The organism is Pyxidicoccus xibeiensis (assembly GCF_024198175.1).
GTDB classification, from domain to species: Bacteria; Myxococcota; Myxococcia; order Myxococcales; family Myxococcaceae; genus Myxococcus; species Myxococcus xibeiensis.
The window spans coordinates 564,764-586,684 of sequence record NZ_JAJVKV010000005.1 but is presented as its reverse complement, the minus strand read 5'-3'; the positions used below and the strand labels follow the sequence as shown (position 1 = coordinate 586,684).

The following is a 21,921-nucleotide window of genomic DNA, read 5'->3' as shown; positions in this document are numbered from 1 at the left end:
GCGGTCAGTCAGCGCCCCAGGCGTTGTTGTTGGTGCGCCACTCCAGCTCGTCCTCCAGGCTGTGCGTGAGCATCTCTTCCTGGATGAAGCCGAGGTCGACCGGGCGCCCGTTGAAGAACACGGAGGGCGTGCCGCTGAGTCCGGCGGCGCGGCCCTGGTTGCGGAAGCCCTCCAGCTCCTGCTTGTAGGCGTCCGACTTGAGCGCCGCCGCCAGCTTGCTGCCGTCCAGCCCCAGCTTCGTGGCCAGCGCGGGCAGCGCCTCCGGCTTGAGGTTCTCCTGCTGCTCGAAGAGGCCGTCGTGCATCTCCCAGAACTTCCCCTGGTCCCGGGCCCACAGCGCCGCCGTCGCGGCGGGCACCGCGTTGACGTGGTTGGACAGCGGGAAGGGCAGGTAGCAGAAGCGCACCTGCTGCGCGTTCTTCTTCGCGAAGGCCTCCAGCACCGGGCGGGCCCGGGCGCAGAAGGGGCACTCGAAGTCGGAGAACTCCACCACCGTCACCGGGGCGCTCGCGGAGCCCATGCACATCCGCTCGTCCACCTTGAACTGCGCGCGCGTGTCCCGGAAGGCGGCGTAGTACTGGGACAGCGAGACGATGACCTCGGTGGCGGGGCTGCCGTCGGACACCATGCGCGCGGCCAGCCGGGCCATCCGCCTGGCGTGGCGGCAGCCGGTGTGCTGCTTCAGGCAGGCGCCCAGCGTGTGGGGGCAGCCGCAGTAGCAGAACTCGTCCGTCATCACGGTGGCCAGCTCGCGCTTCGCCGTGGGCGGCAGCGACGAGAAGTCCATGCCCGGAATCCCGCTGATGGCGGCCGTCGGGTCCGCGGGCGCCGCGGCGGGCGCGGCCGGCGGAGGCGAGGCGGCGGGCGGCGCCGAGGGCTTCGGGGCTGGCGAGGCGGGAGCCTGGGAGCCGGCGGCCTGGGAGCCGGCGGGAGTGGCACCCTCGGGGCTCTTGCAGCCCGGACCCGTCAGGACGGCGGCGGCCGCCAGCAGGGGAAAGACACGCTTCCAGCAGGAAAGGAGCACGGCGCGGGTCTTAGCCACGCTCGCGGGGCTTGTAAAGGAACGCCAGCCTTGGCAGGGAAGCCCCCTTGCCCATCATGCCCAGAGTCCTGCTGCTGCACACCGGGGGCACGCTCGGGATGGCCGGCGGTCGCCCGTCCGCCCTGCGCCCCTCGGCCTTCTTCAAGACGCTCAAGTCCCGGGTGCCGGAGCTCTTCCAGCTCGCCGACATCGAGCTGGAGCTGTTCAGCAACCTCGACTCCTCGGAGATGCAGCCGGAGCTGTGGAGCCGGATGGCCACCCACCTCCACCACCGCCTCCCCCACTTCGACGGGGCCGTGGTGACCCATGGGACGGACACGCTCGCCTACACGGCCAGCGCCCTCTCCTTCATGTTGCGCAACCCGCCCTGCCCGGTGGTGCTGACGGGCTCGCAGCGGCCGCTGGGCGAAATCCGCTCGGACGCGCGGCTCAACCTCATCGACGCGGTGCTGTCCGCGCTCCAGGGTCCGCGCGAGGTCACCATCTGCTTCGACTCGCACCTGTACCGGGGCAACCGCACCCGCAAGGTGAAGGTGGCGGAGTACGACGCCTTCGAGAGCCCCAACTGCCCCGTGCTGGGCACGCTGGGCGTGGATGCCACCTTCGAGCCGGGCCTCAAGCCGCGCGGCGCCTTCCGCCTCTTCGAGAAGCTGGACCCGCGCGTCTTCCTCTTGAAGGTGTTCCCCGGGCTGGACCCCGCCCTGCCGCTGCAGCTGCTGCCCCACGTCCACGGCCTGGTGCTGGAGGCCTACGGGGCGGGCAACTTCCCCATCGACCCCGAGCTGGGGCGCTCCCTCAAGCCCCTCTTCCTCCAGGCCCGGGAGCGGGGGGTCCCCATCGTCGTGGTGAGCCAGGCGTACCGCAACGGCGTGGACCTGAGCCTCTATGAATCCGGAGCGGAGGCGCTGGCCGTAGGGGCCATGGGCGGCGCGGACCTGACCCCCTCCGCCGCCCTGGTGAAGCTGATGCAGGGGCTGGCGTACCACCCCCGCTCTCCGGAGGCCCTGGCCCGGTTCATCCAGACCCCGGTGGCAGGCGAGCTGACCGTCGGACGGCCGACAGTCCCCCCTGCCCGCCCCGGACGCCGCCGGCCCACGCGCCGGGTACGGGCGGAGTGACGGACTGTCATGAAGAGAAGGGATGCATGCTTGCCGACGCGAAAAGGCGGCCCGTAAGATGGGAAGCGCGATGTCCGAGGAGAAAACTTCCGTCCATTCCATTTCGGACCTGCTGGGCAGCGCCCAGCAGCAGAGCGCGTATCTGATCGTCATCAGCGCCAAGTCCGCGGCGGGCATCGGACGGATGTTCAAGCTGGACCGCTCGGAAGTCGTCCTGGGGCGCAGCTCCGAGGCGCAGTTCCAGGTGGAGGATGACGGCATCTCCCGCAAGCACGCCAAGGTGGTGGCGCTGGGGGACGGCCGCTTCCAGTTGGTGGACCTGGCCAGCACCAACGGGACGTACCTCAACGGCCTGAAGGTCAACGCCGCGCCGCTCTACGACGGCGACAAGATCCAGATCGGCTCCAACACCGTCCTCAAGTTCTCCATCCAGGACGCGCTGGAGGAGCAGTACCAGCGCAGCATCTACGAGTCCGCCACCCGCGACGGCCTCACCCGCGTCTACAACAAGAAGTACTTCCTGGAGACGGTGCGCAAGGAGTTCAGCTACTGCCTGCGCCACCGGGTGCCGCTGTCGCTCGTGCTGTTCGACGTGGACCACTTCAAGAAGATCAACGACGCGTACGGGCACCCGGCGGGCGACTACGTGCTCACGCGCATCGCCCAGCGCGTGGCGGACACGGTGCGCACCGAGGACCTGCTCGCCCGCTACGGCGGCGAGGAGTTCGCGCTGATGCTGCGCGAGTCCGCCGAGGAGCAGGCGCTGGCATGCGCCGAGCGCTGCCGGTACGCGGTGGACAAGGCCGACTTCGTCTTCGGCGGCACGCCCATCAAGGTCACCATCAGCCTGGGCGTGGCCACGCTGCTGGACTCGGACTTCTCCCAGCCCGAGGACCTCATCGCCGCGGCGGACAAGTACCTGTACCGGGCCAAGCGCGCGGGCCGCAACCGCGTGGACGCCAAGGCCGTCAGCGGCCTCTGACGCCTCCCTCCCCGCCCTCTTCCTAGAGCCTGGAGCCCGGCCCGAAGCCCAGCCGCTTCAGGCTCTCGCGCGACACGTGCTGCACGTGGGTGTCCGTGTCGCGGGTGGCCGCGTCGGACAGGGCGGCGGCGGCGTGGGGCCCGCCGATGTAGCCCAGCGCCTGCGCGGCGGCCACGCGCACGGCGGCCACCGGGTCCTCGCGCAGGCACACGGCCAGCTCCTTCACGTGCGGCGGGCGGCCGATGTGCTCCAGCGCCCGGGCGGCGGCGGCACGCACCGCCGGGTGCTCCGAGCCGAGCAACCCCGCGGCCTCGTCCCCGCGCGTCGACTGGCGCTGCCCGGCCACCACCTCCAGCGCCGCGGCCACCACCTCCGGCGCCGGGTCCTCGAGCGCACGCGTGGTGGCCTCCGCCACCTCCGTGCGCCGGGAGGACAGTGTCCCCAGCGCGCGGACGGCCCCGGCCCGCACCAGCGCCTGCGAGTCGTGGAGCAAGGGCGCGAGCCGGACGGCGCGCTCGCGGGCGCCCTCGTCACACTCCGCCAGGTACGTCAGCGCGTCGCCGCGCAGGGCCGGTGGCTGCTGGGTGTCCCGCGCCACGCCCAGGAAGAAGGCCGCGCAGCCCTTCTCGCGCACCATCGCCTCCAGCCAGGGCCGGGCCACGGCGGCGTCCTTCGTCTCCAGCCGGCGCTCGGCGGCGGCGCCCAGCGTCAGCCCGTCCGTCTCCGCCAGCCACCGGGCGGCATCCATGCGCACCCACCGGTCCGCGTCCTCCAGCGCGCGCTCCAGCTCCTTGCGCGCCAGCGGCCCGTACAGCCGCAGGGCCTGCACCGCCTTGCGGCGCTGGAGCGCGACGGGCGCCGCCAGCTCCGGCTGCAGCGCCTCCAGCTCGCGCGAGTACACGGCGAAGAGCCGGTTGATGCGGGCCTCGTCCGCCGGCTTCGCCTCCTCCAGCAAAAGGCGCCCCACCGAGGTCCGCTTGCGCTCGGCCACGACCTTCAGCGCGGTGGCCGGGATGGTGTCCGTGCTCTCCGGCCGGGACTCGAGGGCCTCCAGCACCAGCCGCGCCGGCCGCCGGCCCAGGAAGCCGGACAGGTGCGCGAGCGCCGCGCCCCGGACGGACAGCTCCTCCGCATACACCTCCAGCTCCAGCGCCTCGCGGATGGCGTTGCGGCGCGCCCACACCCGGCCCGCGGCCTCCAGCCCCCGGGGGCCCGCCGCCTTGAGGAAGTCCGCCGAGGACTGGCCCGCCTCCGCGGCAGCTCGGGCGGCGGTGAGACACGCGGTCAGCTCCGAGGCCGAGGCCGAGGGCGTCCCCACCACCCACTCCGCCAGCTGCTGGCGCTCGGAGACGCCGCGAGCGCGAGCCTCCGCCCGCACCGCGGCCCACCGCACCCTCCAGTCCGCGTCCTTCCGGGCGGAGACGAGCGGCTCGCGGGGGACGGGCCGCATGCTGCCCACGGCCGCCACCCAGGCATCCACCCGGCCGGCCGGCAGACACGCGGCACAAGCCCGCGCACGCGTGGCGGAATCCTGCACATGCCGCTGGCAGGACATCCAACAGTCCTTCGTCCCGGTGCCGCCCTGCTGGCCGGTCGCCAGGAGCACCACCAGGAGGAGGGCAGGGCTCACAGGGCAGACACTCTAGTCCAACGGCAGTAGCGTTTTCGTCCTGCGCCCTTGCGTTTTCCCGGGCGCTGGGACATACCCGCTGCCCCTTACGATTCACACCCACATCTACGCACGGCGGAAGGAGGTGACAGCATGCCCGGTATCCGAGTCAAGGAAGGCGAGTCCATCGAGAGCGCCCTCAAGCGTTTCAAGAAGGCCACCGAGAAGGCCGGAATCCTCTCCGAGATCCGCAAGCGCGAGCACTACGAGAAGCCTTCCGTGAAGAGGAAGAAGAAGGCCCTCGCCGCCAAGAAGCGCGCTGTGAAGAAGGCCCGCAAGTCGTTCTAGAGCGAGCCTCGCGCGCGAGCCGGGGCACCCCTGAAGCTGTCAGGTGCCCTGGCTCCCGTCGTCCAGTCCCCGAACACACTTCCCCCTGAGGAGTCGCGACATGGCCACCCTGAAGGAGCGGATCGACGCGGACCTGAAGGACGCGATGCGGTCCAAGAACGAGCTCACCCTCAGCGTCCTGCGGATGCTCAAGAGCGCCGTGAAGTACAAGGAAGTGGAGCCCGGTGCCTCCGCGCTCGATGACGCGGGCATCCAGACCGTCATCACCGGCCTCATCAAGCAGCGCCGTGACTCCATCGACCAGTTCAAGTCCGGCGGTCGCCCGGAGCTGGCGGAGAAGGAGGAGGCGGAAATCACCGTCCTCCAGAACTACCTCCCCAAGCAGCTGTCCGCCGACGAGCTCACCGCCGAGGTCCAGGCCGCCATCGCCGAGGTCGGCGCCAAGGGCCCCAAGGACATGGGCGCGGTGATGAAGAACCTCAACCCCAAGCTCCAGGGCAAGGCCGAGGGCCGCGCCATCTCCGAGGCCGTGAAGGCCCAGCTCGCGAAGCTGTCGCCCTGAGCCGTCCGGAAGCCTGAAGCTCCAGTGACGCCGCGGCGCTGTCGGGAAACCGGCGGCGCCGTTGCTTTTCACGGGCAGCCAGGGAGGCGGAAACTTGCCCCCTCGCCCCCCCGTCATTAAGTGCCTGGGCCAGCCCCCACCGGGCTCCAGGAGTCACGCCGTGCCCCTCCCCTCCCCGCGCCTGCCCCGCCGTCCCTCCTCCCTGCCTGTGGGAAGGATCCGCCAGGTCGCCCGGGCGCCGGGGGACGTCAGCCCCGTATGCGAGGATGTCATGCCTACGCCTACCTACGCGTGGGCCTGGGGGTGGCAACCGTGATTCCGGAACACAAAATCCAGGAAATCCTCGACCGGGTGGACCTCGTGTCGCTCATCTCGCGCCACGTGGAGCTGAAGAAGGCCGGGCGCGAGTGGAAGGCGTGCTGTCCGTTCCACCAGGAGAAGACGCCGTCATTCTACGTGGTGCCGGAGAAGCGCTTCTACTTCTGCCATGGCTGCCGGGCGAGCGGCGACGCGGTGTCCTTCGTCCAGCGCTACCTGGGCAAGACGTTCGTCGACGCGGTGAAGGACCTGGCGCAGGAGCTGGGCATCGACGTGCAGGGCGAGGAGGACCCCGGCGTCCGGGAGCGCCAGCGCATCAAGGACGCCACGGACTTCGCCGCCGAGCACTTCCGCGCGCTGCTGTGGCAGCAGGACGAGGGCCGCGCGGCGCGCGCCTACGTCGCCAGCCGGGGCATCTCGGAAGAGACGGCCATGGCCTTCGGGCTGGGCTGGGCGCCCGACGCGTGGAGCCTGCTGGCGGACCGCTTCCAGAAGCAGGGCATGCTGGAGTGGGGACAGCAGGCGGGCCTGGTGACGCCGCGCTCCTCCGGCGAGGGCTACATCGACTTCTTCCGGGGCCGGCTCGTCATCCCCATCCGCTCCCCCGAGGGCCGCGCCATCGCCTTCGGTGGCCGCCTGGTGGGCAGGGAGGACGGCCCCAAGTATCTCAACTCGCGCGAGTCGCGCATCTACAACAAGAGCGAGACGCTCTTCGGGATGAACCAGGCGCGGGAGGAAATCCACAAGCGCAAGGCCGCCATCCTGGTCGAGGGCTACTTCGACTGCATCGGCCTGTACCAGGTGGGCGTGCGCCACTCGGTGGCGCTGTGCTCCACCAACCTCACGGCCGGGCACCTCCAGGTGCTGAAGCGCGCGGACGCGAAGAAGCTCTTCCTGCTGCTGGATGGGGACAAGGCCGGCCTCGCTGCTGTCGAGCGGCTCGCCGGTCCCCTGCTTGCCGCGGGGGCGGACGCCCGGGTGGCGCTGCTGCCCCAGGGCGACGACCCGGACACCTTCGCGCGTCGCCAGGGGTTGGAAGGTGTGGAGCGTCTGCTCGAGAGCGCGCAGCCGCTCACCACCCACCTGTTCTCGACCGTCCTCCCTCATGGCACGGCGTCGCCTTACGAGGAGAAGATGGCGGCGCTGGATCGGCTCAAGCCCATGGTAGGTCAATTTGTGCCAGGCCTGGAGCGCAACGAGTTCCTCAAGGCCATAGCCGCGTGCTTTGGATGGACGGTACGGGTGGTTGAAGACTCCCTGCGCAACCTGCGCCCCAAGCCCCCACCCCAGGGCGCCCAAGGGGCCCCGGCGCAGCAGCCGGAAAAGCCCTCGGAGAAGCCGCCCCCCTGGCTGGAGACGCTCTATGTGGCCTCCATACTCCGGGATTCACGGCTGCTTGCCCGCGACACCTTCCGCGTCTGTGATGAGCTGTCCCACATGGGGCTGCGCATGGCGCTCGCCCATGCCACGTCCGGGCACGGCACCGAGGACGCCCTCTACGAGGCGTCAGACGCGGTGAAGCGCGCCGTCGAGGAAGCCTGGCGTCAGCTCCCCGAGCGGGGAATGACGCTGGACCACGATTTCTCCAACATCTGCAGGGAAATCATGGTGCGGCGCATCGACGAGAGGCTCGCTTATATAAGACGTGCGACGGAGCAGACGCCGGGGGCGTTTGACCTCACGGAGGAGACGCGCGAGCTCCTGACGGAGCGCGTGGAACTGTTGGCCCTCAAGAAGCGTGTCCTGGAAGAGCTCAAGCCCGCCTCCTCGGGAACAAAGGCGCCCATGCAACCGGTTTGAGTTCGCGTTTGTAAGAAACCCTGACTTTGCGGTAGATCGGCCGGCTCGCCCCTGGCCTCAAGCCCCTGAATTTCCTAAGGAGAAGTACCCGAATGCCGACGCAGAAGCCCTCGAAGGCGTCCGTGAAGCCCACCAAGAAGAAGGTGGATCCGGTGATCCGCAAGAAGAAGGCGCCGGAAAGCTCCGCGTCCGTGGCGAAGGGGACCAAGGCAGGAGCCGAGGAGAAGGAGGCGATTGCCGCGAAGAGCGACGTCGTCGCCGAGGCCACGGAGAAGCTGAAGAAGAAGAAGGGTGTCGCGCCCGCCATGGGTGATGACGTGGACCCCGAGGAGGCCGCGGAAGAAGCCGCCGCCGCCGTCCAGGTGGACCCGGACGCCGTGGAAGACGACGTCGAGGAGGATCCGGTCGCCGAGCGCAAGGAGGTCAAGGACCTGCTCGCCGCGGGCCGTGAGAAGGGCTTCCTGACCTACGACGAGGTCAATGACGCGCTCCCCGCCGACATCGTGTCGTCCGATCAGATCGACGACGTGATGAGCATGTTCGGCGACAACGACATCGAGATTGTCGACGCGCAGAAGGCCGCCCAGAACAACGAGATCAAGCCCACCGTCACCGTCGAGGAGGAGAAGGAAGACGCGGACGAGGACGAGAAGGACGAGGACGACGAGCCGGGTGGCAAGTCGAACGACCCCGTCCGTCTGTACCTGCGCAAGATGGGCAGCGTCAGCCTCCTCACCCGCGAGGGCGAGGTCGAAATCGCCAAGCGGATTGAAGAGGGCGAGAAGGAAGTCCTCCGCGCGCTGCTCGCCTGCAAGGTGGCCGTCGAGGAGATCCTCGACATCGGCAACAAGCTGAAGACGGCCAAGCTGCGCGTGCGCGACGTCATCAAGGACGCGCCCGAGGAGGCCCAGGCCGAGGGCGCCGACGAGGCTCCCGAGGAAGTCGGCGAGGGTGACGCCCCGGCGCAGCTGGCGCAGAGCGAGCTCAACAAGATCGAGCAGATCTGCAAGCAGATCGAGCGCTTCCGCAAGTTCGCCAAGGACTGCGACGTCCTCGAGGAGGAGCTCGCCTCGAAGAAGAAGCTGACCGAGGTGCGCAAGAAGGAGCTCAAGCAGGAGATGAAGGACCTCCGGACCAAGATGATGGAGGTCCTGGAGGAGATGCGGCTCAACAAGAAGCAGGTGGACCGCATCGTCATCAACCTGAAGGCCCTCATCGAGCGCGTCGACAAGGCCGAGGACGAGCTTCGCGAGCTGGAGCGCCGCTACGGCATCTCCATGAAGGAGCTTCGCCCGCAGCTGAAGGAGTCGCGGGAGAACCCCAACATCGGCAAGAAGCTGCAGAAGCAGCTCAACCTCACTCCCGAACAGCTCGAGGTCCTCGACCGCGACGTGCGCACGGCGGTGCGGAAGATCAAGAAGGTCGAGGAGGAGGCCAACCTCCCCGTCGAGTCCCTGCGCCGCAACTACGACGCCATCCGCCTGGGTGAGCGCCGCGCCGAGCGCGCCAAGAGCGAGCTGGTGGAGGCCAACCTCCGCCTCGTGGTCTCCATCGCGAAGAAGTACACGAACCGCGGCCTCCAGTTCCTGGACCTCATCCAGGAGGGCAACATCGGCCTGATGAAGGCCGTGGACAAGTTCGAGTACAAGCGCGGCTACAAGTTCTCCACGTACGCCACGTGGTGGATCCGCCAGGCCATCACCCGCGCCATCGCCGATCAGGCCCGCACCATCCGCATCCCGGTGCACATGATCGAGACCATCAACAAGCTCATCCGCACCAGCCGCTACCTCGTGCAGGAGATTGGCCGCGAGCCGACGCCGGAGGAGATTGCCGAGAAGATGGAGCTGCCGCTCGACAAGGTCCGCAAGGTCCTGAAGATTGCCAAGGAGCCCATCTCCCTCGAGACGCCGATTGGCGAGGAAGAGGACAGCCACCTGGGCGACTTCATCGAGGACAAGAGCCTCGTGTCGCCGGCGGACGCGGTCATCAACATGAACCTGGCGGAGCAGACCCGCAAGGTGCTCGCCACCCTGACGCCGCGTGAGGAGAAGGTGCTCCGCATGCGCTTCGGCATCGGCGAGAAGAGCGACCACACGCTGGAAGAGGTCGGCCAGGACTTCGAGGTGACGCGCGAGCGCATCCGCCAGATTGAGGCCAAGGCGCTTCGCAAGCTGCGCCACCCGAGCCGCTCCAAGCGCCTGCGCTCCTTCGTGGAGAGCTAAGGCTGGAGTGACGGCCCGCGGCGCTTGAGCGACCGCAGGCAGGCTCCAGCGGTGCAGCACCTGGGCCTCCGGTTCCTTTCATGGACCGGGGGCCTTCGTGTTTCTAGAGTCCGGGGTCGTGGCCCTCCTCCGACGCGCTGTGAAGACGATGAAGCCCGAGTCGAAGTCCGACGCACCACCGTCCTTCACGGAGACGGTGTTCAAGGCGGTGCGCTCGATTCCGCGCGGGCAGGTGCGCTCGTACGCGCAGGTGGCGCTCTACGCGGGCAGGCCGGGCGCGGCGCGGGGCGTGGGGCACGAGCTGACGGGGCTGCCTCCCGCGCGGCAGCGGGACGTGCCCTGGTGGCGGGTCATCCGCTCGAACGGGACGCTGGCGCCCCTCGTGGCACACGAGCAGGCGAAGCGCCTGCGCGCGGAAGGCGTGGGGGTGCAGCAGCGTGGGGAGGTGTTCCGCGTGAAGGTGGAGCGGGAGGAGCCCCCTGCCCTGCCCCAGGGGCGGAAGAAGGGGTGAGCGGAGTGCGGCGGCCGGCATCGGGGGAAGCGACCCACTTGCCAGCGGCGCGCGCCCGGGGATATGCAACCGGCCCAGGCGGTTGGTTGCACATGGGGGCCCTTAGCTCAGCGGTTAGAGCTGTCGGCTCATAACCGATTGGTCCCTGGTTCGAATCCAGGAGGGCCCACTCCCCCTAACCCCGCCTGGCGCCTCGGGAATCTCTCCGAAGACGCCTGCGCGTTGAGCCACCTCCGCCGAGTTCCGCACCACCGGCGCACCATGCGGGCCGCCTACGGCCAGCGGGAGCACCACTGCAAGAGGCTCCTCGGTTGGCTGGAAGCTGAGCTGCTCCAGGCCCGCGCGCATGTCCTCGACATCGAGGTGGCCGTAGACGCCTGACGTAACGGTGGGCGAGGAGTGCCCGAGGATGCGCTGCACCACCGCTAGCGACACCCGCGCCTTGAGCAGCAGCGTTGCCGTGGTGTGGCGCCAGACAAGTCCGCGAAGAAGCAGGCCAGGTGCCTCTCTCCCAGCGATTCTCTCGTGTACTGCGGCAGCAACCGCCCCTGCTCCGGCTGCCACGGTCGGAACGGCCGCGGCGACACGAAGCGCCCGGGCGCCCGGGCTCCCTCCTCAGCTCCCGCTGGCTTCTGGCTGGCGGACACTTCCATCAGGGCGCTCTGCTCGGCTGGCTTCCTCGTCGAGCCTCGGCTCATTCCCCCCTTCAACCACACCACGTCCTACGGGGGAGGCACTACCCATAAGGTTCTCCGACGCGCTCCTAGAGCAGCTTCGCCATGATCTCGCGCTCGCGCTGCTCGAGCTTGATCGACGCGAGCGTCCAGTCGATGAGCTCGTCGGCGGCCGACATGTCGAAACCGAAGGCGCTGGCGGCCTCCTTCACCGACGCGCGCTCCTCGTTCGAGATCGCGCCGTCAGCGCACGCCACCTCGACGAGCATCCGCAGCAGGGAGACGCGCAGCTCGCGGATTTCGATCTGGCTGACGATGTCGGTGAGGCGGCCAGGCTTCTGGAACTCCCGCTCGATGAGCGCGGCGACCTGCGCGTCGCGGGGCGACAGGCCGAGGCCCGACACCACGTCATCGAGGTGCTGACGCTCGTCCTCGGTGATGCGGCCATCGCTCGCCGCTACGTTGGCCATGGCCTGGACGAACGCCAGTAACTGCTCCTGGGGGTACTCACGCGTCATGTCGTCTCCTGCCGGGAGGCTACCTGTGTGCGCTCTGGCTCGCGACAGGCTCCGTCGCTCAGGGCCTGGACGTGGCGTGCTGCTTCAGCCACTGGGAGGCCCGCTCTGCGTCCGCCTTTCGGCCCACGCGGCTCCAGTAGTCGCGGGCCTGGGTGGCCAGCTCGATGGCGCGCGCCCTGTCTCCGTGGGAGTCCCAGAGCGCGCGTGCCAGCGGGAATTGAACCCGCGCCCTCTCATTGATCAAGGTCAGCTTCAGGGCGCCCTCGAGGAAAGGCACGGCCTCGGCGGGCTTGCCCTCGGCCAGACAGAGCCGGCCCATCCCCAGCAGGGGCCCCAGGCGCCCCAGATCGTCCGGCGCCAGTACCTTGTCCTGAAAGGCCATGGCGCGCGTGAACTTCTCCCGCGCCTCCGCGTGGCGACCCAGTTCCACCAGCGCCTCGCCTTGGTCAGTGAGCGCCCAGGCGACGAGCGGGCTCTCGGGGCCCAGCAGCTTCAGGTTCAGCTCCAGCACGCGCGCGTAGGCCTCGAGCGCCTCCTCGGCCCTCCCCATGTCGCGGAGCACGTGGCCTCGCGCGCCGATCGAGTCGGCCACGGACGGATGCTCGGAGCCCAGCACCTTCTGCTTCAGCGCCAGGGCGCGCGCCTGGGCCTCGAGCGCCTCCTCGAACCGGCCCATCTCCTGGAGCGTGGTGCCGAGGTCTCTGAGGGACTCGGCCACCCGTGGGTGCTCCGGGCCCAACACCTTCTTCCGCAGCTCCAGCGAGAGGGTATGGGCCTCGAGCGCCTCGTCCACCCGGCCCATGCTCTGGAACAGCAGGCCCAGGTTGTGGAGCGTGGAGGCCACCTCCCAGTGCTCGGGGCCCCACACCTTCTTCCTCAGCGCCAGGGCGTGCTCGAACGCCTGCCGTGCCTGCTCGTGCTTGCCAACGGCCATGAGGATGGTGCCCTCGCTGTTGGAGGCAAAGGCGCGGATGCGGTCATCGTCCGCCAGCTCCACCATGCTCTGCGCCATGGGCACCATGTGCAGCGCGTCGTGCGGCCGCCTCAGGCGGTTGCCCGTCACCCAGACCAGGGAGTTCGAGGCCTGGGCCAGCGTATAGGCGTCCCTGCCACGGGCCGCCACCGCCATGGACTCGCGCAGGCCTTCCACGGTGGCTCGGTAGTCGCCTGCCCCTTCTCTCATCCATGCCATGAGGTAGCGGGTCTGAGCCTCCAGCGAAGCGTGGCCTGCCGCCTTCACCTGGGGGAGCAGGGAGTCCGCCAGCGCGAGCCCCTCCTGGACGCGGTGGGTATCCAGCAGCACCCGCAGGGAGTCGACCTGCTGCTGGAGCGCCTCCACCTTCCCGCGCACCACCGGGTCCTCGGGCGGCGGCACCGCGGCGGTGAGCGCCTTGGCGTCCTCGCAGTACTCCAGCGGCGGCAGGGCCTGCACCGCCTCCACCGCCTTGCTCACCAGGGGTGTGTCTGGACTCTGGGACAACAGCTCGGTGAGCGCGCGCAGCTGGCCGCGCCTGCGCTCCAGGCAGGCCTCCTCCAGCACCAGCAGCCCCGAGTTCTTCGGGCGCCCCTCCTGGCTCGCGCGCAGGCACAGCGCGGTGCGCTGCCTCACCCAGGCTCCCGCATAGGCCTCCAGCCCCTGAACCACCCGCTCGGCGGTGGCCCGAGCGTAGGGTGCCCCCGTGGCGACCAGCCCCTGCTCCAGCCGGGCCCTGACCGCCGCATCCCAGACTCCGCTCAGCCGCAGCTCCATTCGACCGCACACCTGCTCCTGCGGGCGAGCCCACACCCACAAGGCCAGCCCCGCCGCCGCCCCCACCGCGCCGACCAGGGCCCAGCGCGAGGGCCTCGCCCGCCGCTTCTTCTCCGGGTCGTCCGCCAGCGCGTGCAGCAGCGCCTTCATGGAGGAGGGACGCTTCGCCGGATCGGTGCTCAGCCCCTGGAGGAGCGTGCGCGTCACCCACGCGGGGACCTGGGAGTCCTCCGGCGGCTCCACCCTGCCCGCGCGCTGAGCCGCGCGCAGTTCCGCCACGGTGTTGCCCTGGAAGGGGAGCTGGCCGTACAGCCCCTCATAGAGGGACACGCAGAAGGCATACAGGTCGCTGCGCGCGTCTCCTCGTTGGCCTCGGAACTGCTCGTCCGCCATGTAGCTCGGCGTCCCCATCCACTGGCTCGAGCGCGTGGTCAGCGCCGCGAGCGCCACGGCCGGCTGCGCGGGGAGGAGTTGCGCGGGGACCTCGCGCGGCTCGTCCACCGAGGCGGACTCGAGCCAGGCCAGGCCGAAGTCCGTCACCCGTGCCCGCCCGTCCTGGCCCACCAGCACATTGTCCGGCTTGAAGTCATGGTGGATGAGGCCCGCTTCGTGGGCGGCGGCCAGCCCCTGCCCTGCTGCCAGGTACTGCGCCAGCACCTCGCCCCACGGGCGCCCCTGCTGCCAGCGGTGCAGCGTCTGCCCCTCCACGTACTCCATGGCGATGAAGAGCGCGCCGTCCTCCAGGGTACCCGCGTCGTACACCGCCACCACCTGGGGGTGGCTCAGGCGGGCCATCGCCTGCGCCTCGCGCACGAACCGGGCCTGCTCCTCGTCGCGGCGGCTCTCTCCTCCGCTCCAGGGTCGCAGCAGCTTGAGCGCCACGCGCCGATCCAGCCGCGCATCATACACGCTCAGGACCACCCCCATGCTGCCCTGGCCCAGCGTGCCCAGCACCGTATAGCGACCCAGCAGCGTGTACCCGGGCTCGAGGGGTGGAGCCTTCGTGGGCTCCCCTTCATAGGGCCAGGTGGTGGGCCCCCCGTCTTCGAGCCTGGGCAGCGACTCCCCGTCGCGGGAAGGGACCTCCTCGGCATGCCCGCCGGGAGCGCCCTTCTCCCAATGCTCGTTCCTCATTGCCGCCTCTCCCCGTACATGCTGCCACCTCCAGCCCGGTCGGCGGCGTGGCGCGGATACTACTGTATCCAGGTGCAGGGACCGATGACGCGCCCGGCTGCTCGGGTGGTACCCGTTGTTACCAGGGCGCGGCTTTGACACGCGGGAGACCCGTGCCTGGAGCTCGTTTTGCGGGGGCTTACCCACGCGTCTGCCGCGTTCAGGGCCGCTGGAGTGTCGAGGCGCTGGAAACGGGTGTGATCACGCTGAGGGCCCTCCCTGGGCACACGCGTTATCAGTGACAACACTCGTTACCAGGGCTCTGGAAGAAGCCAACCCCAGGAAATCAAAGGGCTCTGCGGAAATAGAGCCATCCCAGTGAGGGTGGCGCGCTGCGTGCACAAAGGCCGCGCGCCGTAACCATTCACTGGAGAGGCTCACAATGATGAAGGCAGTATCCAAGGCCCTGGCGATGCTGGCGCTCACTGCGTCCACCTTCGCGTCCGCGCAGGATTACCAGGACACCACGCCGTACGTCGTCGACTCGGCGAAGTACCCGTACACCCTCTATCCGTCCAACACCCAGCTGGACGACAAGACTCCGTGGGAGACGCCGATCCTCCCGTTCAACCCGAGCAGCATCTACACGGCGCCGGAGCAGGACGCCGTCGTCCAGGGTGAGTCGGAGCTGCTCAACGCGCCCGTCTATCTCGACATGAATGACGGCATGAGGCACCTGCAGTACGGCCAGGCCACCATTCCGGAGGCCGCCACGCAGAACGTGCCGCCGCCGACGGAGACGGTGCCGACGCAGGACCTGTCCGGGCTGCGCTCCTCGGAGCTGGGGGCGGCGCTCACCGGGCCCGTCACCAAGAGCTACCAGCGCACCGAGCTGTTCGGTAACAACATCTTCGGCGCTGGCTACAACGTCAGCGCGGCCATCACCGCGACGCCCGCCACCAGCACCACGGCGAAGAAGCAGGAGGCGCTCACCGAGGGCCGGGTCCACGGCACCGCCTTCAACATCAAGAAGGAGCTGGTGCGCGGTCGCGCCACCGTTTGCGGGCAGCAGGGCGGCTGCAACAGCGGCAACGCGGCGCTGTACGCCATGAGCGCGATGATCTGGAGCACCAACCTCGCCGGCAACTTCGCGCCGACCCCGATCAACTGGAGCCGGTCCTTCTTCTCCGTGTCCAAGACGTTCATGGTCGGCCCTGTCCCGCTCACCGTGAAGGCCTCGCTGACGGGTGGCGTGACGATGCGCGTGAATGGCCAGGTGAACCCCCTGGTCGCCTCGCTCACCGGCGCCGCGGGCGGCTTCGCCAACGTGGTGGCCTCCGCCGCGGTGAACGTCGCCATCGCCAGCTTTGGCGTGACCGGCACCCTGCGGCTGATCAACGCCACGGTGGAGGCCCTGGCCAGCCTCGACTGGAGCCTCTGCATGGCTTCCTGGAAGCTCAAGGCGTCCCTCAACCTGAACGCGCTCTCGGGCACGCTGACGGGGTTCGTGAAGATCAAGCTCCTGTTCTTCAAGAAGACCTGGAACGTCACCATCGCGAACTGGTCCGGCATCGTGAGGAGCCTCGTCCTCTACAACGCCTCCGGCTCCATCTCGGCCTCGGGCTGCTAGCCGGGCTGACCCTGCCACCGCGCGGCTGCGCCCCGGAGGCGCTGGCCGCGCGCGGGGCGGGATGACCGGGCGCTGGCTCCTCGGCTGAGCGATCGGCCGAGGAGACCGGGCCCGCCCTTCCAACCAGAACTGAAGCGGCCAGGGCCGCTGACTCGGGAGTTTCCCATGCGGAAGTCGGGGAAGTCGGTGAACGTGGGCGGCAAGCCCTTCAGCAAGGTCCTCGGGGTGGGGCTCCCCCTCCTCCTCGTGAGCCTGCTGGGGCTCTGGGGGGTTGCATCCCGGTCCGCCGCGGTGGCCCCCTCGGAGACGTCGCGCTCCCCCCAGGCCGCTCCCGCGGTGGCGGGCCTGTCGACGCAGCCCCAGGGCGTGTCTCCCAGCCCCTCAGCGGGGACGCGGGCGTGGATCCCCGGGGCGCTCTACCGCTACGCCCTGAACGCTGATCAGAAGATCTCCTTCCGCCCCGCCCAGCCTGGCGCGCAGGCGCTGCCCGGCATGAGGTTCATCCTCCGGGGCGAGTGGACCGTGGGGATCGTCTCCGCGGAGGCCGAGCGCGTCGACGCGCGGGTGAGCCTGCAGCTCTCCTCGCTGACGGTGGAGGTCGGCGACAATGGCCCTGTCGCCCCCGACGTCCAGCAAAACCTTGCCACGGCGTTGCAGTTCCCCTTCTTCCTCACGCACGACAAGAGCGGCCGGGTGACGCTCACGCACTTCGAGCAGGCGGCCGACCCGCTCGTGCGAGGCATCCTCCGGTCCATCGTGGCGAGCTCCCAGTTCGTCGTGGTCGGAGCGCCGGGCGCCACCTGGACGGCGGAGGAGTTTGACACCACGGGGCGGTACAGCGCCGGGTACCGGCGCCTGGAGCCGGGCCGCTTCGAGAAGCGCAAGCTGTCCTACTCCCATGTGGCTTTCCCTCAGGGGCTCGAGCCGCTGGGCGGGCAGGTCCGCATCGACGTGAGCGCCCGAAGCACCTTCGCGCTGGCGCAGGATCTCTGGACGAGCTCGCTCGATGCCCAGGAGCGGGTGGAGGTGGAGGCGGGCCAGACCATGCCCCCCACCACCTATGAGTCCTCTCTGAGCCTGAGCCTGCTGGAGCGCCGCGTGGACCCGACGTTGATTGGCGCATTCGTGGCGCGCCGGGCCTGGCTGAGCTCCGCCGCCATGTCCGCCTTCCAGGGCATGGAGCAGGACCCGATGGATCAGTACCGCCAGGTGCTGGGCGGCAAGGACTTCGACGCGCTGATCAAGGAGCTGCGCGCGCTCCCGGGGGAGCCCACGGCTCGTGACGAGGTGCGCTCCATTGCCCTGGAGCAGCTGCGCGCGCTCTTCATGCTCCACCCCTCCGAGGCCGCGAAGGTCCCCGTCATCATCCGCGCCGGCATGGATCCGCTCGCGGCCAGCCCCATGCTCGGCGCGCTCTCCGCGGCCAGCACCCGCGAGGCCATCCAGGCCCTGGCGGAGGTCACGGGTGATCGCTCCATCCCCCATGACATCCGCATGGACTCGGTGGCCGCGCTGGGCGTGGCGACGGCTCCCACGGCGGAGGGCCTCGAGGCCCTTCGCGGCGTGGCGGGCGAAGAGGACGGGATGCTGCGCGACACGGCCAGGCTGGCGCTCGGCAACGCCGCGGCCCAGCTGACCGACACCGACCCCAAGGGCGCGGAGGACCTGGTCGGCGAGCTCACCCGTGACTACCGCTCCGCCTCCACCGCGGAGGCGCGGGCGGGGGCGCTCAACAGCCTGGGCAACACCCGCTCGCCGAGCGCGCTCGCCACGCTGGAGGACGCGCTCCGGTCGCAGGATCCCCGGGTGCGCCAGGCCGCGCTCAACGCGCTGCGCATCATCCAGGATCCTCGCGCTGACCAGCTCCTCGCCAGGCACCTGCTCAAGGATCCGGCCCCGGAGGTCCGCCAGGCCGCCGTCTTCGCCAGCAACTTCCGGCCCCTGGCGCCCCTGCTGCCCGCCCTGGCGCAGGCGCTGCGCATGGATCCCGCGGACGGGGTGAGGAACGAGGTGATCCACCTGCTGGGAGATCAGCGGGCCCTGGTGCCTGAGGCCCTGCCCTTGTTGGCCTGGGCCAGCCAGCACGACGCGAACCCGGACCTCCGGCAGGCGGCCGCGGTCTTCGTCAACACGCCCACGACGAGCAGCTCCACTCCGCTCGCCTCTCCGTAACGAACACTCACCGGCTTCCCGCGCCGCATGGCGCGGCATGAACAAGCAAGGACATCCCGATGTCGCAAAAGATCTGGAGGGCCATGGCCCTGGTGGTGGTGGCGATGGTGTTGCCAGCACAGGTGCAGGCGCAGCCTCTCCTGCTGGGCCGATGCACCGTCGACAACCTGTCGACGAGTGACGCGGCGAAGCTGCGAGTCGAGTGGGCTCGCAAGTGCGCGCTGAACCAGAACGTCGGGCACCCGGGGGCCGCGTTCAACACGGGCCTGAGCTCCGCGAGCGGTGGGACGCTGAAGGACTATCTGGAGTCGGACCTGGCTCGGAACCCGGCGGGAGAGGGCTCGTTCGCGGGCTCGAGCTTCCAGGTGAACAACGCGGCCATGTTCGCGCTCTATAACTCGGGCCCCACCTACCAGGCGCTGGACACCGACGGCTACCTGCAGTGGTCACGCGACTCGTGGCGGAGGAAGGGACGCCCGCTCTACCCCACCTTCGGCACGACGCCCGACATCGCCGATGGGGACAACCTCCAGCTCTTCCCTCACAAGGAGCTGGCGAACTGCAGGCTCTACTTCGACAAGGAGAGCACCCAGCCGGCCTTCACCGCCTTCTATGTGAACGGCTACTGCGAGTCGGCCTGCTACACCGCCGAGCAGAAGATCCTCTTTGCCGACGGCGACCTCCCCATCCGTGAGGCGATGGAGGCGCTGCGTGAGGATCTGATCACGCTGACGCCGGACTCCACGTTCGATGATCTCCAGCTCCAGCCGAACCTCACCTACAGCTACACGCGAGAGCTCCGGGACGCGGAGCACACGCTCTCCGTCATCACCGCCCGGTCTGGCGGTCAGCTCCGCCTCACCCTCGAGCACCCGGTCATCACCGGCGAGGGCCGCATCGTGCAGGCGCAGACCCTCAAGGTGGGCGACGCGCTGGTGAAGGCCGACGGCACCCTGGATCCCATCGTGGACATCCAGAAGGCCACCTTCTTCGGCAAGGTCTACAACCTCGCGCCGGTGACGACAGATCGGGTGTCCAACATCCTCGTGGCCCAGGGCTACCTGGTGGGCTCCGTGCGGTTCCAGAACGACGAGGTGGGCTACCTCAACCGCATCATCCTCTACCGGAGCATTCCCGCCGACGTGCTCCCCCAGGTGGAGAGCCCATGAAGCGCCCTCTCTACCCGTTCGTCATCGCAGGGCTCGCGGGGCTGGTGCTCATCGCCTCGGCGCTCGACGGCGCGGAGGACGCTGCCCCCGTGACGGCGGCTCCGGCGCAGGTCTCTCCCGCACCGACCCCGCTGGCTCGTGACGCGGCGCCGGAGCCCACCCCCGCGCCTCGCCCGTCCCCCCTGTCCGCGGCACCGGCGGCAGCCCCGGGGGACGACGGGGAGCCCGGCGAGTTCACCACCACCACCGACCGGGTCAAGGCGGAGATCTTCAAGACGGAGCCGGAGCTGGCTCGGTTCGACTCCTTCCGCGAGCATGTCCTCCTCGACTCCAACGGCCGCGAGGACTACGAGGCGCTGCTCGCCGACACGCAGATGTATGAGCAGCTGCGCCGGGCGCTGAGCGCCTCGACGGAGGCCGAGCAGACGCTGGAGTCCAGCTTCAAGCGCCTGATGCAGATCGACTACCTGCGCGAGGCGCTGGCCTGGAGGCAGAACCCGGCGCGCGCGCAGCTGGTGTCCACGGTCGAGCGCATCATCCTGGAGGACTCGTTCACCGCGGAGCTGTCGCCGGGCGCCAGGCGCTCGATGGCCGCGACCCGGATGGAGCTCTTCGAAATCTTCGCGGATCAAGAGCCCGAGAGAGCGGGTGCCCTGGTCGAGGCCGCGAAGGGGACGCCGCTCGAGAAGCTGGTGCAGCACTTCGCCGCGCGCAACCAGCGTCGACTCGTGAAGGAGCGGGAGCTGAGCGTTCGAGCACAGGCGCGCCGTGGCGTGACGCCCTGATGGGCCGCGCCGCCAACTCATCGGTTGAAAGGGAGAGCAGATGCGAAGCGTGAAGAGCTTGAGCAGGTGGATCACCCTGGGCCTCGTCCTGGCCTCGGTGGGGGTGCTCGCCGCGCCGCCTCAGAAGTCAGGGCCGGGCAGGTTGATGCGGGCCGACAACCCCGTGACGGGCGAGTACCTGGTGGTGCTGAAGGAGAAGCCCGGGCGCGGTCTGTCGAGCATGGCGGCGAAGGCGGGCGCGCTGGCCAGGCAGTACGGTGCGCGCGTCCTCACCACCCACGAGACCGCCTTCCGTGGCTTCCTCGTCTCCGCCAGCGAGGAGCAGGCCCAGGCGCTCGCCGAGGATCCTCAGGTGGACTACGTCCTGGAGAATGGCATCGTCCAGCCCTCGGGCGTCCAGAGCCCCGCGGACTGGAACCTGGATCGGATCGACCAGGAGGCCCGCCCGCTGGACAACAGCTACCTGGCCGAGGACGCGACGGGCGTCAACGTCTACGTCATCGACTCGGGCATCCGGGCGTCACACCTGGAGTTCGAGGGGCGCGCCCAGGTCGTGTTCAACGCCGTCCCCAACCAGACCGGGGATGACGTCACCGGGCATGGCACCGCCGTCGCGGGGATCATCGGTGGCAAGACGCATGGCGTCGCCAAGAAGGTCAACCTTCGCGCGGTGAAGGCGTTCAACGAGTTCGGGACGACCGTGGATCGCCTGGTGACGGCGCTGGAGTGGGTGGCGAACAACGCCGTCACGCCGGCCATCGTCAACCTGAGCTTCACCGCCTCGAGCGAGATCCCGGCGATCGATGCTGCCGTGGATGTCGTCGCGATGAACCCCGGGCTCGTCGTGGTGATCGCGGCGGGCAACGCGAACATTGACGCCTGCGACTGTTCGCCGGCCCGCCTCCAGCCGGATGCGGTCCACCCCTTCCGGACGCGCATCATCACGGTGGGCGCGATCGACGAGAGCCAGGCGCGCTGGGTGGGCGTCACCAACGCGTCCAACAAGGGAGGGTGTCTGGACCTCTGGGCTCCGGGCGCGAACCTCCGCTCCGTGAGCTCGACCAGTGACACAGACTCGACCTTCTTCCCGCTCGAGGGGACCTCCTTCGCCGCGCCACACGTGAGCGGCGTGGCGGCCATCCTGCTGGCCAACGGCGTCGCTCCCGCCGACATCCCCGCGCGACTGATCAACGACGCGAGCGTGGGGCAGGTGGAGCTGGACTTCGGTGACACGAGCTCACCCAACCGGTTGTTGTACAAGCGCCCTCACGCCACGCCCCTTGTCAACGGCGCGGGCGTGAGCGTGTCCGACGTCACGGGCGGCCGGCGGAACTTCAAGCTGGACGTCCCCGCGGGCCGGCCCTCGGTGACGTTCTCCATCTCCGCGGGCACCGGGGACGCGGACCTCTACATCCGCCACGGCCAGTTCCCGGAGCTGCACGCCTACCAGTGCCGTCCGCTGCGCAAGGGCAACAACGAGACCTGCGTGGTGAACAACCCCGCGGGGGGCACCTGGCTCATCCAACTGGGAGCCTTCTCCACCTACACCACCACCTTGAAGGGCCAGTACTGATGAGGACACAAGCGATGAAGAG

General features: G+C 69.5%; 17 protein-coding genes and 1 tRNA gene. 14 read left to right on the top strand and 4 right to left on the bottom strand.

Going from position 1 to position 21,921, the window contains the following annotated elements; all coding sequences use genetic code 11:
• Window positions 1-4 precede the first annotated feature (4 nt).
• Window positions 5-1,024: a DsbA family protein gene (locus tag LXT23_RS24915; protein WP_323379082.1), complete on the bottom strand. Its 1,020-nt coding sequence runs from the start codon at window positions 1,022-1,024 to the stop codon at window positions 5-7.
• Between the two features lie 74 nt (window positions 1,025-1,098).
• On the opposite strand from LXT23_RS24915, the gene LXT23_RS24910 reads away from it, so the two are divergent.
• Both LXT23_RS24910 and LXT23_RS24905 read left to right on the top strand, forming a co-directional pair.
• Window positions 1,099-2,160, top strand: a complete 1,062-nt coding sequence (locus tag LXT23_RS24910) for an asparaginase (RefSeq protein WP_253982778.1) — start codon at window positions 1,099-1,101, stop codon at window positions 2,158-2,160.
• A gap of 70 nt (window positions 2,161-2,230) precedes the next feature.
• Complete coding sequence (locus LXT23_RS24905; RefSeq protein ID WP_253982777.1) at window positions 2,231-3,142, top strand: GGDEF domain-containing protein; 912 nt, start codon at window positions 2,231-2,233, stop codon at window positions 3,140-3,142.
• Between the two features lie 22 nt (window positions 3,143-3,164).
• On the opposite strand, the gene LXT23_RS24900 is transcribed toward LXT23_RS24905, so the two are convergent.
• Window positions 3,165-4,772 (bottom strand): HEAT repeat domain-containing protein, encoded by a 1,608-nt coding sequence (locus LXT23_RS24900; RefSeq protein ID WP_253982776.1) that lies wholly within the window; start codon window positions 4,770-4,772, stop codon window positions 3,165-3,167.
• 132 nt (window positions 4,773-4,904) lie between these two features.
• On the opposite strand from LXT23_RS24900, the gene rpsU reads away from it, so the two are divergent.
• The 7 genes from rpsU (at window position 4,905) to LXT23_RS24865 (ending at window position 10,896) form a co-directional block, all read left to right on the top strand.
• Entirely contained in the window at window positions 4,905-5,099 is a 195-nt protein-coding gene (gene rpsU, locus LXT23_RS24895; RefSeq protein WP_002614080.1) for a 30S ribosomal protein S21, read from the top strand.
• A 100-nt stretch (window positions 5,100-5,199) separates the two neighbouring features.
• Entirely contained in the window at window positions 5,200-5,661 is a 462-nt protein-coding gene (locus tag LXT23_RS24890; RefSeq protein WP_253982775.1) for a GatB/YqeY domain-containing protein, read from the top strand.
• 258 nt (window positions 5,662-5,919) lie between these two features.
• Window positions 5,920-7,779 carry a DNA primase gene (gene dnaG, locus LXT23_RS24885; RefSeq protein WP_253982774.1) on the top strand — a complete coding sequence of 620 codons (1,860 nt, stop codon included), beginning with the start codon at window positions 5,920-5,922 and terminating at the stop codon, window positions 7,777-7,779.
• A gap of 92 nt (window positions 7,780-7,871) precedes the next feature.
• Complete coding sequence (gene rpoD / locus LXT23_RS24880) at window positions 7,872-10,004, top strand: RNA polymerase sigma factor RpoD (RefSeq protein WP_253982773.1); 2,133 nt, start codon at window positions 7,872-7,874, stop codon at window positions 10,002-10,004.
• Window positions 10,005-10,122: 118 nt separating this feature from the next.
• On the top strand, window positions 10,123-10,515 hold the full coding sequence (locus LXT23_RS24875) for an MGMT family protein (protein ID WP_253982772.1): 393 nt from the start codon (window positions 10,123-10,125) through the stop codon (window positions 10,513-10,515).
• A gap of 96 nt (window positions 10,516-10,611) precedes the next feature.
• Window positions 10,612-10,684: transfer RNA gene (locus LXT23_RS24870), tRNA-Ile, on the top strand.
• Between the two features lie 53 nt (window positions 10,685-10,737).
• Window positions 10,738-10,896 (top strand): hypothetical protein, encoded by a 159-nt coding sequence (locus LXT23_RS24865; protein WP_253982771.1) that lies wholly within the window; start codon window positions 10,738-10,740, stop codon window positions 10,894-10,896.
• 382 nt (window positions 10,897-11,278) lie between these two features.
• Here LXT23_RS24865 and LXT23_RS24860 read toward each other — a convergent pair whose 3' ends face one another.
• Together LXT23_RS24860 and LXT23_RS24855 are read right to left on the bottom strand one after the other, a co-directional pair.
• Complete coding sequence (locus tag LXT23_RS24860) at window positions 11,279-11,707, bottom strand: tellurite resistance TerB family protein (RefSeq protein WP_253982770.1); 429 nt, start codon at window positions 11,705-11,707, stop codon at window positions 11,279-11,281.
• A 58-nt stretch (window positions 11,708-11,765) separates the two neighbouring features.
• Window positions 11,766-14,591 carry a tetratricopeptide repeat protein gene (locus LXT23_RS24855; protein WP_253982769.1) on the bottom strand — a complete coding sequence of 942 codons (2,826 nt, stop codon included), beginning with the start codon at window positions 14,589-14,591 and terminating at the stop codon, window positions 11,766-11,768.
• Between the two features lie 421 nt (window positions 14,592-15,012).
• On the opposite strand from LXT23_RS24855, the gene LXT23_RS24850 reads away from it, so the two are divergent.
• From LXT23_RS24850 to LXT23_RS24830, 5 genes are all read left to right on the top strand, one after another.
• Window positions 15,013-16,200, top strand: a complete 1,188-nt coding sequence (locus LXT23_RS24850) for a hypothetical protein (RefSeq protein WP_253982768.1) — start codon at window positions 15,013-15,015, stop codon at window positions 16,198-16,200.
• Window positions 16,201-16,365: 165 nt separating this feature from the next.
• The gene (locus tag LXT23_RS24845) at window positions 16,366-18,372 is read left to right on the top strand and encodes a HEAT repeat domain-containing protein (RefSeq protein ID WP_253982767.1); all 2,007 of its coding nucleotides are present in this window, start codon (window positions 16,366-16,368) and stop codon (window positions 18,370-18,372) included.
• 59 nt (window positions 18,373-18,431) lie between these two features.
• Window positions 18,432-19,541, top strand: a complete 1,110-nt coding sequence (locus tag LXT23_RS24840) for a Hint domain-containing protein (protein WP_253982766.1) — start codon at window positions 18,432-18,434, stop codon at window positions 19,539-19,541.
• A complete protein-coding gene (locus LXT23_RS24835) occupies window positions 19,538-20,326 on the top strand; it encodes a hypothetical protein (RefSeq protein ID WP_253982765.1) in 789 nt (262 codons plus the stop codon). Before LXT23_RS24840 ends, LXT23_RS24835 begins: the two co-directional genes overlap by 4 nt.
• A 40-nt stretch (window positions 20,327-20,366) precedes the next feature.
• Complete coding sequence (locus tag LXT23_RS24830; protein ID WP_253982764.1) at window positions 20,367-21,899, top strand: S8 family peptidase; 1,533 nt, start codon at window positions 20,367-20,369, stop codon at window positions 21,897-21,899.
• The last annotated feature ends 22 nt before the right edge of the window (window positions 21,900-21,921 follow it).